12 protein-coding genes are annotated in these 14,051 nt (G+C 43.6%); 2 read left to right on the top strand and 10 right to left on the bottom strand.

Annotation, left to right across the window (positions count from 1 at the left end):
* Positions 1–140 precede the first annotated feature (140 nt).
* From floT to JCM16418_RS03860, 6 genes are all read right to left on the bottom strand, one after another.
* On the bottom strand, positions 141–1,703 hold the full coding sequence (gene floT, locus JCM16418_RS03885; protein WP_036646905.1) for a flotillin lipid rafts scaffold protein FloT: 1,563 nt from the start codon (positions 1,701–1,703) through the stop codon (positions 141–143).
* Between the two features lie 5 nt (positions 1,704–1,708).
* Positions 1,709–2,245: an NfeD family membrane protein gene (locus tag JCM16418_RS03880; protein ID WP_036646417.1), complete on the bottom strand. Its 537-nt coding sequence runs from the start codon at positions 2,243–2,245 to the stop codon at positions 1,709–1,711.
* A 456-nt stretch (positions 2,246–2,701) separates the two neighbouring features.
* Positions 2,702–3,865 carry an iron-containing alcohol dehydrogenase gene (locus tag JCM16418_RS03875; RefSeq protein WP_036646415.1) on the bottom strand — a complete coding sequence of 388 codons (1,164 nt, stop codon included), beginning with the start codon at positions 3,863–3,865 and terminating at the stop codon, positions 2,702–2,704.
* Between the two features lie 132 nt (positions 3,866–3,997).
* On the bottom strand, positions 3,998–5,593 hold the full coding sequence (locus JCM16418_RS03870) for a UDP-glucose--hexose-1-phosphate uridylyltransferase (RefSeq protein WP_036646412.1): 1,596 nt from the start codon (positions 5,591–5,593) through the stop codon (positions 3,998–4,000).
* 11 nt (positions 5,594–5,604) lie between these two features.
* Positions 5,605–6,591 (bottom strand): UDP-glucose 4-epimerase GalE, encoded by a 987-nt coding sequence (galE, locus tag JCM16418_RS03865; protein ID WP_036646410.1) that lies wholly within the window; start codon positions 6,589–6,591, stop codon positions 5,605–5,607.
* A 1-nt stretch (position 6,592) separates the two neighbouring features.
* Entirely contained in the window at positions 6,593–7,771 is a 1,179-nt protein-coding gene (locus JCM16418_RS03860) for a galactokinase (protein WP_036646407.1), read from the bottom strand.
* 185 nt (positions 7,772–7,956) lie between these two features.
* On the opposite strand from JCM16418_RS03860, the gene JCM16418_RS03855 reads away from it, so the two are divergent.
* The gene (locus tag JCM16418_RS03855; RefSeq protein ID WP_242403705.1) at positions 7,957–8,832 is read left to right on the top strand and encodes an AraC family transcriptional regulator; all 876 of its coding nucleotides are present in this window, start codon (positions 7,957–7,959) and stop codon (positions 8,830–8,832) included.
* 102 nt (positions 8,833–8,934) lie between these two features.
* On the opposite strand, the gene mgrA is transcribed toward JCM16418_RS03855, so the two are convergent.
* The 4 genes from mgrA to JCM16418_RS03835 form a co-directional block, all read right to left on the bottom strand.
* Positions 8,935–9,939, bottom strand: a complete 1,005-nt coding sequence (mgrA, locus tag JCM16418_RS03850) for an L-glyceraldehyde 3-phosphate reductase (RefSeq protein WP_036646404.1) — start codon at positions 9,937–9,939, stop codon at positions 8,935–8,937.
* A gap of 128 nt (positions 9,940–10,067) precedes the next feature.
* A complete protein-coding gene (locus tag JCM16418_RS03845; RefSeq protein ID WP_036646400.1) occupies positions 10,068–10,811 on the bottom strand; it encodes an NAD-dependent protein deacylase in 744 nt (247 codons plus the stop codon).
* A 140-nt stretch (positions 10,812–10,951) separates the two neighbouring features.
* Positions 10,952–11,623: a bifunctional 2-keto-4-hydroxyglutarate aldolase/2-keto-3-deoxy-6-phosphogluconate aldolase gene (locus tag JCM16418_RS03840; RefSeq protein ID WP_036646397.1), complete on the bottom strand. Its 672-nt coding sequence runs from the start codon at positions 11,621–11,623 to the stop codon at positions 10,952–10,954.
* A 67-nt stretch (positions 11,624–11,690) separates the two neighbouring features.
* Positions 11,691–12,659 carry a sugar kinase gene (locus tag JCM16418_RS03835; RefSeq protein ID WP_036646395.1) on the bottom strand — a complete coding sequence of 323 codons (969 nt, stop codon included), beginning with the start codon at positions 12,657–12,659 and terminating at the stop codon, positions 11,691–11,693.
* 304 nt (positions 12,660–12,963) lie between these two features.
* Here JCM16418_RS03835 and JCM16418_RS03830 point away from each other — a divergent pair, with 304 nt between their 5' ends.
* On the top strand, positions 12,964–14,004 hold the full coding sequence (locus JCM16418_RS03830; RefSeq protein ID WP_036646394.1) for an acyltransferase family protein: 1,041 nt from the start codon (positions 12,964–12,966) through the stop codon (positions 14,002–14,004).
* Positions 14,005–14,051 lie beyond the last annotated feature (47 nt).

The raw sequence follows: 14,051 nt of genomic DNA, 5'->3' as shown, positions 1-14,051 counted from the left end.
GAAGTCTTTACTCTCTATTATTTGAAAAAATAGCAGACTTTCCGCCTCACGTCAAACGAGTTTATCATACATACGGATGAAATCAACCATCTTCTAGACAAAAACTCCCCCGGCTGTAGATGTCGGGGGAGAATCCATTATCATTCGAGAGTTGCACCTGTCTCAAGACTTACCAGTTCAGGTTGTATAGGATGCTTCGCTGGAGCCGGTGGGTTAACCGTAACAGAAGCTACGTTAGGTGTTGAAGTTGACGCGGCTGTTTGCTTCGTCAAACCTTTAATCAAGCTCTCCACATCGATACCTGATACGCTTTTCAACATTTCTGGTGCAGTAGACATCAGCTCGGTTACATAATTACTGAGTCTTGCTGCTCCTTCACCTTTTCCAGTATCAACCACAGTTAATTTATCGATTGAGGCAAGTGGAGCGGCAATTTTCCCAGCTAATTCAGGAAGCATTTTCACAATAATATCCAGCACAGCTGCCTCGCCAAATTTTTGGAATGCCTCGGCCAGCTTTTCTTTTGCCTCTGCTTCTGCAAGACCACGTAAGCGGATAACTTCTGCTTCAGAAGTACCTTTTGCCAGCTCAGCATCAGCCATCGCCTTACCTTCCAACCTTTTCTGTTCAGATGTTGCTTTAGCCTGAGTCTCGATAGAATACTGCAACGCATCCGCTTCTCGCATTCTACGTGATTTATCTGCTTCAGCCGCTTGTTCAACCGAATAACGATCTGCATCTGCCTTCTTTTTCACTTCAGCATCGTATTGTTTCTCTCTGACCAAAATTTCCTTCTCTTGTAGATCAATCTCTCGATCTTTACGCACCATTTCAACCTTCATTTGTTCTTCTACCATGATTTGTTTAGCACGAGCTTCTTGTATATGGTAGGCTTGATCCGCCTCGGCCTTAGCAGTATCTTGGACCTTTTTAAAAGAGGCGATTTTAAGCTCCTTCTCCTTGGAAGCCTCAGCAATATTCGTATCACGTAACAGCTCCGCCTTCTGTCCTTGTTCCTCCGCATTAGCCTTCTGAATTCGGGCATCACGCATCGCTTCTGCCTCAGCGATTTCCGCATCCCGCTTAACCGCAGCAATTCGCGGCTTACCTAGAGCATCCAGATAACCCTGCTTGTCACGAACATCTTTAATGGTGAACGAGACGATTTGCAGCCCCATTTTTTTCAGATCACGTGCAGCTACCCCTTGAACTTCCTGAGCAAATTTATCCCGATTCCGATAAACCTCCTCTACGGTCATGGAGCCAAGTATCGCTCTTAAATGGCCCTCAAGCACTTCCTGCGCTTCACCCTTGAGCGCCTCGATAGGCTTTCCTATAAACTGCTCAGCAGCAGTTGCAACGTCTTCAATCGAGCCACCCACTTTGATAATGGCTACTCCATCAGCAATGACAGGTACTCCTTGTTCGGTATACACCTCTGGAGTAGAGACCTCCAGTTTATGTGATAGCAACGAAATGAACTGCATTCTCTGGAACACAGGAAGGATGAATGCTCCTCCACCCCGTACGATCTTAATTTTGCGACCTGATTCGTCTTCGGCAATATTGCTTCTACCGAGGAATGAACCTGTTACGATCATTGCCTTATCAGGACCCACAGTTTTGAAACGTGCCCAAAAGGCTAAACCAAGTACGATAATAACCCCTACAACAATTAAAGGAATATACAAATAATCTGGCATGTTCATTAAACAACATCTCCTTTTCTCTCTTCTAGTTCGCTAACACGGAGAACTTGATCCACAATGTCCACTACCACGACACGAACACCAGCCGGCAGACTATGATGGTCAAAACTTGAGGCAATATGTAGCGTATTGGATGCCCCCACTTTCACCATAACCTCTCCAAACCCTTCAGCGGGTAAAGGAATGGTAATAATTCCGATTCTACCTGTCATTTCCTTGATTGAATAACCCGTTGAATTTTCGCTATTCTGCATCGGCTTGATGTAGACCCAATACACAAACCACGCAATGACAATACCAATCAATATGGATACTATCATGTTAAGAACAGCACCCAGTCCGGAATGACTAGTGAGCAGAATCCCAGATCCACCAAAGGCGGTTATGGCACTTGCAAGTACCATCGGCTTCAAGAAATCAATGGACAGAAAATCAAGAAACCCATGAAGCACATGACTCAGTACATCTCCAAGCAGTACAGTCACTAGGGCAAAAATAACCCCACCTGCAAGGCAGCTCCAATAGAGCGTTTCCATAACATGTACCTCCTAAAATTTCCCTATGTGTCTATATAAGCATATACGAAAATGAAAGGATATTGTTTCAATTTTTTCCATTTTACAAAAACAGTGGAATTATTTTGAGATGAGAGGGAGCAAATCTGTGGGTCTCCTGTCTAATTACTGGGAGGATGATTATGGAGAACATTCAAAGTCTCATGCTAGCTGATGATTCTGGTGATTTCTTTTTGTGTATTTAGTGAAGCTGGTGATACTATTTTGCTCAAAACAGCGGAGAGAACAAAACGATTGTGGAAAAGCGGCAGCGGTCGCCTTGGCTCATGATTGGAACAACGGTCCGTTCGCGTAGCGGCTTCACGAGTGCATCCATATCTATCCCATTTTAAAAACAAAAGCTGTCCCAAACCATTCTCATGGTTTATGGGACAGCTTCAGTTGTATCTCTAGCTCAATTCATTCATTATTTGTTTTTTACAAAGACATCTTGTAAATTTCAATAACATCTTCTTTATTCAGCTTTTTGAAGTTACCAAAAGGTCCGAAGCGTACTGATTTCTCCGCCATAACTTCAATTTGGCTATCATCAATGCCGTAGTCCGCTAAGCGGTTTGGCGCATCGATGGAATTCCAGAATTCTCGTAATGCCTCAATGCCTTCCTCGCCCACCTGCTCGTCGGTTTTGCCAGCAGGATCAACGTTGAACACATTGACAGCCAATCGTTTGAAACGTTCTGGATCAACGCTCAAGTTATACTTCATCCAGTTCGGGAACAGAATAGCGAGTCCCCCGCCATGTGGGATATCGTAAACAGCTGAAACCGCATGCTCGATATTATGAGTTGCCCAGTCACCGCCAAGACCCATATTGAGAATACCATTCAGTGCCATTGTACCAGAGTACATAATCGTGGAACGGTATTCGTAATTTTCTAAATCATTAAGCAATAATGGCGCTGTTTCAATAACCGTGCGAAGGATTGCTTCACAGAAGCCGTCTTGTACAGGTGTATTGCTCTCAGGATGGAAATAATGCTCCAATACATGTGACATCATATCTACCATACCATAAACGGTTTGGTCTTTAGGAAGTGAATATGTGTAGACTGGATCCAAAATTGAGAATACAGGGTAAGCATAAGCACTGCCCCAACCCATCTTCTCCTGTGTAACTTCATTGGTAATGACCGAACCCGCGTTCATTTCAGAACCTGTTGCAGCAATGGTGAGCACGGTTGCCAAAGGTAATGCAGCCTTTGGTGCAGCTTTACGCTCTACAAAGTCCCACATATCCCCCTCGTATTTAGCGCCTACAGCGATAGCCTTGGCACAGTCGATTACACTACCTCCGCCAACAGCCAGAATCAAGTCAATATTCTGTTCACGACAGATATCCACGCCTTTATGTACTGTGGATAAACGTGGGTTTGGTTCTACACCCGCAAGTTCACTAACTTCAGCCCCTACTTCGTTCAAAAGGCTTAGCACATTGTCATACAGTCCATTTCTTTTAATACTACCTCCACCATATACGAGCAAAACCTTATTACCGTAGTTGGGAACTTCACGTTTCAATGTATCCAATTGACCTTTACCAAAAATCAGCTTGGTCGGATTATAAAATTCGAATGCTTTCAAGGAATATCTCCTCCACTTCATGAATGTAATTACTTATATATTATAACTCTCCTTTCTTAGAAGAAACAAACCGCCCTCCCGACAAGCGGAAAGAGCGGCTGAGAAATCAATCATAAAATGTAAAATAATTGATTACAGTTTTGTTTCTTCATACCCCATATGATTCAAGAACCGTCTGAAGGCAGTCTGTCCGTCAGTGGTCCTTTTGTACACTCCAGCATGACCTAGAATTTCCACAAAAATATCCCCAACCTGCTGCTGTATCATTTGTACAGCATGCTCTTTGGCCAGCTTGGTGCCGAACTGCGCTACCAGCTTCTCAATCCAACTACGGTGCTGTACGAGAGCATGATTCTTATCCTGGAGAACCTCTTGAAGTAAGCTTTGATTGCCCGCCAACATATCAGCAATAAGATCTAGCTCCTCTTTTAGTCTTCCCGGAAGGATGGCAAGTCCCATGACCTCAATCAAGCCGATATTTTCACGTTTAATGTGATGCATTTCTTCGTGAGGGTGAAAAATTCCTGATGGATGCTCCTCACTTGTACGGTTGTTACGAAGAACCAGATCCATCTCGTAGCTACCATCCTCCGTACGGTGGACGATAGGAGTCACTGTGTTATGTGGAACCTGCACACCATTCTCATCGCTAAAAGCAATAATATCAGCCATAGGGTCACTGTATTGCTTCCACGATTCAAACAAATCATTTGCGCATTCCAATAGCTTACCGCTGTCCGCAGCAGTCAGTCGTAGAACAGACATTGGCCATTTCACGATACTCACGGATACATCTGGATATTCCATATGATGGAATGTAGCTTCCTTAGGAGCATGCTGAATCGGGAATGTATGTCTTCCTCCCTGAAAATGATCATGCGTCAAAATCGATCCGCCAACAATCGGTAAATCGGCGTTGGAACCAATGAAATAATGTGGGAACACATCTGTAAAAGCTAAAAGCCTTCTTAGGCTATCTTTTGATAATTTCATCGGTACATGATCATGATGGAAGACAATACAGTGTTCATTGTAATACACGTAAGGAGAGTATTGAAACAACCAGGGCTCCCCATTCATTTCTAGCGGAATGACGCGTAAGTTTTGGCGAGCCGGGTGGTTAACACGACCAGCATAGCCGACATTCTCACGACATAATTGGCATTTCGGATAGACCTGAGGCGGCAAAAGCTTAGCCATTGCAATTTCCTTGGGACTCTTCTCCGGCTTGGACAAATTAATCGTCATTTCAATATCACCAAAGGGTGATGCATGCTTCCAATATACATTTTTAGCCACGCGATCCATTCGAATATAATTGGAATCAATAGACAATTGATAGAATCGATCGGTAGCGGCCTGAATGCCTTGTTTGGCAACATTCTCGTTAAATTCAGCTATAATTTCAGACGGACGTGCCATGATTTGCCCCATAATCTTTGCATCGAGCAGATCACGATATGTATCTGTATCATCTGGAATTAAACCGATACGAATACCATAGTCAATCAGTTTATCTATAATGGGCTGAGGACCTCCAAGAGATGTCTCTTGCAGGATTCCTCCGAATGATTCACTGAACCCGAATTGTTCTAACAATAAGTTGCGGCTATAATCCAAGTCCTGTAGCTCGATCATATTCTGCTTCAAAGCAAAATGAACCAATTGTTCGATGGCTTCTAGAGCGGCATTCTCTTCAGGAGTTCTGGCTGCGCTTAACGTATCCATGGTGTTCCTCCTTAGTCTGTATATCCTTGAGGATGACTTTGATGCCAGCTCCAAGCGCTCTGAATAATATCCTCAAGCTCCGTTCGCTGTGGATTCCAGCCAAGTACGGAACGTGCTTTCTCTGAAGAAGCTACCAATACAGCCGGGTCTCCAGCGCGGCGTGCTTGCTTCACCACTGGAATATCAAGTCCTGTGACCTTCTTCGCTGTTTCAATGACTTCATTAACGGAGAAGCCAGATCCGATGCCCAAATTAAACACATTACTTTCTTCACCTTTGCGTAAGTAATCCACAGCACGTAAATGTGCATCTGCTAGATCGCTCACATGGATATAGTCTCGAATACAGGAGCCATCAGGGGTTGGATAATCTTCACCAAACACTGCAATATGCTCACGCTGCTTTAGAGCTGTTTGCAGCACTAAAGGAATGAGGTGGCTCTCTGGGCGATGATCTTCACCGATTTGACCACCCTCATGCGCACCCGCTGCGTTGAAATAGCGCAGTGCCACATACTTCATACCTAGCACTTTATCAAACCAAGCCATCATTCGTTCCATCATGAGCTTGGTTTCACCATAAACATTCGCAGGTTCCGTACGATCTGTTTCTACAATAGGTACCTTTTCTGGTTCGCCATATGTCGCAGCCGTGGACGAGAATACAATATTTTTCACACCAGCAGCATCCATCGCCTCTAGCAAACAGAGAGTTCCATAGACGTTATTGTCAAAATATTTGATAGGCTTCTGCATACTTTCACCCACAAGTGAACTTGCTGCAAAATGAATTACCGCATCAATATGATGTTCATTAAATAATTTAGCTAGTAGCTCTTTATCACGCAGATCGCCTTCGTATAATGTTCCTCCAAGTAGCGCGCTGCGATGTCCCGACTGCAAATTATCAATGACAACAACCTCTTCGCCACGTTCAAGCAGTGCTGCCACTGTATGTGAGCCGATATATCCTGCCCCACCTGTTACTAGAATTGCCATCTTAGTTTTCCTCCTTCAATTCTTTCACACCATCGCCTGTACTGCATACGTAGAACTCACCTTTGAGTCCTGTTCTTAAGTGATAATTTTTACCCACCTGTTCGATGAAAGTCTCTACAGCATCTTCATGAACGAGGGATACGGTACAACCTCCGAAACCCGCGCCCGTCATACGAGATCCTAGGGTTCCTTGTATACGCTGCGATTCTTCAACCATCACGTCTAGTTCCTCACAACTTACTTCGTACAAAAAGCGTAATGATTCATGGGAAGCATTCATTAATTTGCCGAATTTCTCTAAATCATTGTTCTTAAGTGCCTCTACCGAATCTAGCACACGGTGATTCTCTTCCACGACATGCTGAGCACGACGTCTGACCGTTTCATCTAGAATATGAGCTTGTAATACTTCAAATTGATCAGGTTTAAGCTGTGCCAAATAAGTTAAGGCTGGAACTTCTTCTTTGAGCGCCTTGACAGCATCCTCACACTGTTTACGGCGTTCGTTGTATGCAGAATCAACTAAACCTCTGCGTTTATTCGTGTTCGCTATAATGAGCTTATAAGACCCCGTATTGAAAGGTACATGCTTATATTCAAGCGTGTCGCACATTAGAAGAATGGCATGATCCTTTTTACCATTTGCGACCGCAAATTGATCCATAATGCCGCAATTCACACCTACATATTCATTCTCCGCTTTCTGCGAGAGTAAAGAGATTTGCACGGAATCCATCTCATTACCTTCCATCGTTAGCAGTGCATAGGCAGTGACAACTTCAATCGAAGCTGAGGAGGACAAACCTGCCCCGTTCGGAATTTCACCATGATAGAAAAGATCATAACCTTTCTTAACAGCACTGGCAGATTTCTTAAGTTCTACCATTACACCTACTGCGTAATCCACCCATTCGCCTGTCTTTTCTTTACCAATTTCTTTAACTTTAATTTCAGTTGTATAAGGTAAGTTGGTCGAAGTGAACGAAATCTGATGATCATCTCGTTCACGAATAATAAGTGTCGTGCCAAATTCAAGTGCAGCAGGAAGGACATACCCACCGTTATAATCAATATGTTCACCGATCAGATTGACACGCCCCGGAGCATGAAATACATGTTCCTTATGCTTGCTTTCTCCAAACTTAGATGTAAATTGCTGTTTCAATTGTTGTATGTTCATCCGCTCTACACCATCCTTGTTTTATGGTTATTACTGTTTTTAATTATAGAAGATAGACCTCGCCATGATAATGCATTTATGTTTGCTTCACATGGATTAATGTGACTTTTTATAATATAATAATGAAAGTCAGCATTTTTGAGTCTTCTATGAAATTACACTTCATAACATGAAAGGAATCACCCATGTCAAACGAGTCTATGCATGAAGAAACGTATTCAGTGGCAGCAAACCCTGTCTATCATATCAACCATCCACTATATGTGTTGTTTGCGGGAGAGAGCCAGACTAAACCTCAACATGCTGTTGGCCCTAAAATTTATGATTATTATCTTCTTCACTATATCGAACAGGGCAAAGGTGTTTTTCGTTCCGAGCAGCATGTATATGAACTCGGTGCTGGAAGCTGCTTCCTCATTCATCCAGGTAAACTAGTCAGCTACGCCTCTGATTCATACGATCCTTGGCGCTACCGATGGATCGCCTTTTCCGGGAGTCAGGCACAACTTACGGCAGAAGAATCCGGTTTAGGCTCAAATCAGCCTGTACTCACCAACATTCATAAAGACATCATACCGACTGCGATGGCTTCGATACGAGACGCCTTCTTCACGAAGAAGGAAAGCTCGGATATGGCTTCACTTGGGTATCTATATCTTATTCTTTCTGAAGCGCGAGATATCTTGTCAGGTCAGATCAGGCCAACAGGTACCGAATCGCAAGTACTGCGGGCAGTCACGCAGGTTATACACTATATGTCTGCTCAGTATGCTCATCCGGTATCCATCGAGCATATGTGCGAGAGTCTAGGATACAATCGGGCTTATCTATCTCGCATCTTCAAAAAAGAGACCAGTCTAACTCCCATCACTTACCTACTCAAACTCCGTATTGATAAATCACGTCAGCTCCTGCGGGAACGTCCCGAATTATCGATCGAACAAGTCGCTGCTTCTGTCGGTATAACAGATGCCTTATATTACTCTAGGCAATTCAAGCGATTATGCGGCCAGTCTCCTTCCGCCTATCGCATCTCATTGTCTAAACCAACTCCATCGTAGGATACTAGATACTTGTAGCTTGTTGGATGTAATTATATGACAACAGCCCGCTTCTCCTGTTTAAGAAAAGCGGGCTGTGTTATGAAAAGCAAGAAGACAGGTTTAAGACTCATTCTCTGTCTTTAAAATGGTCTCGATCCGGTCAAGCTCTTCCTGAGAGAACTTTAAATTTTTCAAGGCAGCAATATTATCTTCAATCTGGCTCACACGGCTTGCACCAATAAGAGCAGAAGTCACTCTACCTTCACGTAATACCCATGCGAGGGCTAATTGAGCTAAGCTTTGGCCTCTGGCCGCAGCAAGCTGGTTCAGTGCACGCACTTTGCGCAGCGCCTCTGGTGTAATATTATTCTCGTTAAGGAATACAGAAGTGCTCGCCGCACGTGAGTCTTCTGGAATTCCGTTCAAATATTTATTTGTCAGAAGTCCTTGAGCCAGCGGTGTAAATGCAATACTACCCACACCATTGTCTTCAAGCACATCTTGAAGTCCGTTCTCGACCCAACGGTTTAACATCGAATAGCTTGGCTGGTGTATGAGAAGCGGTGTACCTAGCTTCCTAAGAATTGCGATCGCCTCAGACGTTTGTTCTGCGGTATAGTTAGAGATCCCGATATAAAGTGCTTTACCTGAACGTACAATGTGGTCTAGCGCCATCATGGTCTCATCGAGCGGCGTTTCTGGATCAAAACGATGTGAATAGAAAATATCTACATAATCGACATTCAGCCGTTTCAAACTCTGATCCATACTTGAAATCAAGTTCTTGCGTGAACCCCATTCGCCATACGGTCCAGGCCACATATAGTAACCTGCTTTAGATGAAATAATTAACTCATCACGATAGGCCTTAAGATCCTGTGACAATATTTTACCAAACGTCTCCTCAGCCGAACCGGCCGGTGGACCATAATTGTTAGCAAGATCAAAGTGAGTAATACCCAAGTCAAACGAACGCGTAATCATATTACGTGCATTCTCAAGAGTAGTTACTCCACCGAAATTATGCCATAATCCCAGTGATATAGCGGGAAGTTTGAGCCCGGAACGGCCACAACGGTTGTAGAGCATCTCTTCGTATCTTGCCTCACTTGCAGTGTATCCCATTGTAATCCACCTCTCTATATCAAGTCATGGTTGATTCTATGTAGATGTCTCACAAACCATCATATCTCTTTTATATCATGTTTGACAAGAAACCGATTACAGTGATATTCAAGCGATAATTCAAATATTTATCCATATAAAATTTCGCTTGTCTTCATCATAAATTCTCCAATTCGCTCCGTAATCAACAAATCTGCCTTGTTATCATAAGGAGTCGGATCCATGTTAAGTAGTACTGTGCGGTTACCTTCGAAATAAGAGACGAGCTCCGCAGCCGGATGTACTGTCAATGACGTTCCCCCAATAATGAGAAGATCTGCATGAGATATGGCTTCCATGGATCTGAAAAGAACCTGTTGATCCAAAGGCTCCTCATATAGCACTACATCTGGCTTAATTACACCTCTGCAACGAGGACAGCGCGGCACCATATGTTTACTTGCCATCACCTGCTCTAAATCATAAAAATGATCACAGCCCATACAATAATTCCGATATATCGAACCATGCAGTTCCAATACTTCATGACTTCCGGCTTTCTGATGAAGCCCATCGATATTTTGCGTTACGATCGCTTTAAGCTTGCCTTCTTTTTCAAGCCGAGCCAGAAGGGTATGACAACCATTAGGCTTAGCATCGGGATGTAGCATTTTACTACGGTAAAAATCAAAGAAAATGTCCGGCATTTTTACGAAAAAGGAATGACTCAACATCACTTCCGGAGGATATGGTGAATGTTGCTCCGTCTGGTATAAGCCTGCTGCGGAACGAAAATCGGGAATACCGCTTTCCGTAGATGTTCCCGCTCCGCCAAAAAATACAATATTATTGCTCTGTTCAATCCAAGAGGCGAATGTTTCGATTTTTTGCACGCCTGTGCACCTCCACTATGATCTGTCAGGTCATTTCCCGATTCTACAGATATCTCAATTATTGTAAACGCACAGCCTGCCTCCTCATGGGACGGCAGGCTGTGATTTCATACCATTTATTGTACACATAAAAATGTTGACTACAGGCTTTGTTTAGCCTTCCGATATGCATCCATATACTGCTCCGCTTTCTGCCGCACCAAATCCATATTCCCCGTCTTCACTGCTTCCGTAGTCAAATCCGAACCAATCCCTACTGCAACTGCCCCACCCTTGATCCAATCGGCGAGATTGGTCAGCGAAACGCCACCTGTCGGCATGAAATTAGCCTGTGGCATTGGTCCCTTAAGCGTCTTAATGATCGTTGGCTCATATAGATTACCAGGGAAGAGCTTCACGATATCTACCCCTAGTTCCAATGCATGCTGCACATCAGCTATCGTCATTACACCAGGAAGAATCGGTATACGATACAAATTGCATATTTTAACCGTCTCTGGATTGAGCGAAGGACCCACAACAAACGCAGCACCTGCTAATATTGCTGCCCGAGCAGTCTGTGCTTCAAGTACCGTACCCGCACCAATGATAGCGAAATGTTCAGAATTCTTCTCATCCTGCCAGCTGTATCGTTCGCTTAATTTTTCAATAGCTCGCAAAGCACCTGGTACCGTTAATGTAATCTCGATAACCTTTATACCGCCGGCAATTGCTGCCTCTGCCATTTCAAATACCTGATCGGCTGAGTCACCGCGCAATACGGCAACAACGCCTTGATCAGTCATCTTCTGTAATAGTTGGAGTTTTTTCACAATTATGCTCCTTTGACCTCATTATATGGAAATTGTATGGGTATGTCTATTGAGTTTAATAGTCTATCTATCTTTCGATATGAGCCTTGTGATTCAGTAAAGCTTCTACTTGCGCAGAGGTAGGGAGAGCTTCCCAATCACCTGCAGCTTGAACTACCATTGAACCCGTCACACTACCTAGGCGCACGGCCTCCACGGGGCTGTAGTTCTTGAGTAATCCTGTGATGAATCCAGCACAGAATCCATCACCCGCGCCGACAGTATCAATCACTTGCTCCGCTTTGTAGTACGGAATCTCCGTTAGGGTACCATGCTCCAAAACATAGGTCAAATCAGGACCACCCTTCACGATCGACACCGCATCCAGCTTAGATAACTCATTCCAAATGAAGGTTTCATCTTCTGTTCCGTAGAGAAGCCTCAATTCATCCATACCAGGCAGAAAATAATCACATTTCTGAGCTAACCGTAATAATACGGGTGAAGCTTCCTCTAGCGTCCACAGCTTCAGACGTAAATTGGGATCAAAACAAACCTTTACACCAGCAGAGCGCGCTATATCCATTGCCGTCTCTACGCATGCCAATCCTAACGGACTGATCGCGGCGGTAATACCCGTGACATGTAGAATACGGGCACTCTGAATATAACTCGCATCCAGTTGATCAGGACGCATCTGGCTCGCCGCAGAGCCTTTGCGATAATAGTAAACGGAAGATTTACCGTAAGCGTTCTCACGAATCATGAGTCCCGTAGGCGCTTCGCTGCTTAGGAGTGCACGTGATACGTCAACGCCTTCCCCACGGATTGCCTTATAAATCTGAGTGCCTAGCGGATCCTGACCAAGTGAACCACACCAGCCTGAACGATGTCCAAGCCTTGCTATACCAATGGCGACATTGCTTTCTGCGCCTCCAAAAGATTTATGTAATGTTGAAGCATATTCTAACCCTCGTGAATCATGTGCTGACATTAAGCCCATACTTTCACCAAACGTAACTACCTCGGGCTGTATCACCGAAATTTCCTTATGCATGTATACTCCCCTCTCCGGAAATCCATTTTACTGTCTATTGTCAGCCGAGTTGAAGGCCGTGTCAATCCAAAGATACTAGCATATAACCCTATTCGATGTATAGTTATCATTGAAATATATCAAATCCATTGATATTCAACATTTCGCCACAAATTAAGGTTCTGATAACGCTTACTATTGTGATTTATATCACAATAGTAAGCTGAGTGTAGTAGTACTTTTAAACTATAGATAACAAGACAAAAACTGACATAAAATTACCTGATTTACACTTGAGAAAAGAGTAATCTTGGAGGGAATCATCATGATCGAGACAGAGACCATACAGAAAAAAGGAGAAACCTATTTTTTGAATTTAAGATTACTATTGATTACGACCGTATTCGTTGGGAATGCGATTGAGCCTTTGATTGGGAAAATAGTCGGCATGCACTCTTTATATCTATGGATATTTACTTTTCATATGCCACTGTTTGTCCTCGTGACCGGTTATTTTGCCAAGTCGAATCTAAAAGGAGCTCAAGGCAGAAACCTTTTACTACAAATTGCTGTACAATATGTCATCTTTCAAACCTTATATTCGGTACTAGATCAAACCTTGTTTCACGTACAAAATATCCACCGTTCGTTCTTTGCTCCCTATCTGCTGCTTTGGTTTCTGATAAGCCATATCTGCTGGAGGTTAATTACAATAGCAATTCACAAATTCACTGGCACCCAGCAGATCGCTTTATCGCTAATATTAGGTGTGCTCGTCGGTTATCTACAGCTAGATGGCGTATGGCTCAGCATAAGTCGCACCTTTGTATATTTGCCATTCTTTCTGATTGGATACCACCTTTCGTTCGAAAAATTTGTGCTTTTTTTCACTACATGGAAAAGGGTAACCGCGGCTTCTGTATCGCTCACCCTGCTTATTGTCATCGCTTTATTCATGCTGGGACTACCTGAGGGTTGGCTATTCGGTAGCATGACTTACACTCAGCTTGGTCAACATCATTGGTATGCTGGCGCAATGCGGCTGGCAATCTATGCCCTACAGTTCATTTCTGCAACAGCATTTCTCGCATTTGTTCCTACAGTTCACTGCTGGATGACCGAGCTCGGTCGACGTACACTATATGTATTTCTATTACATGGATTGCTTATCCGTTTTGCAGCTATATCAGGCATCTATAATTACGTCAGTACTATGAGTGGGGCACTGCTAGTTATTGCCTTTGCTTGTCTATTAACCCTATTACTCGCTCAGGCTCGCGTAAAACAATGGGCACACCCCTTTATAGAACCAAAGGTTACTTGGATCATCCGACTTGAGCGTTTGGCTCTTGGTCGTCCTTTATAGCTCACATACAATTCATTTCTAATAATATAATTAAAAATACTATTTAT

It is taken from the genome of Paenibacillus pini JCM 16418 (genome assembly GCF_000576305.1).
In the GTDB taxonomy this organism is placed as follows: Bacteria; Bacillota; Bacilli; order Paenibacillales; family Paenibacillaceae; genus Paenibacillus_AQ; species Paenibacillus_AQ pini.
This window is presented reverse-complemented; position numbering and strand designations above follow the sequence as displayed.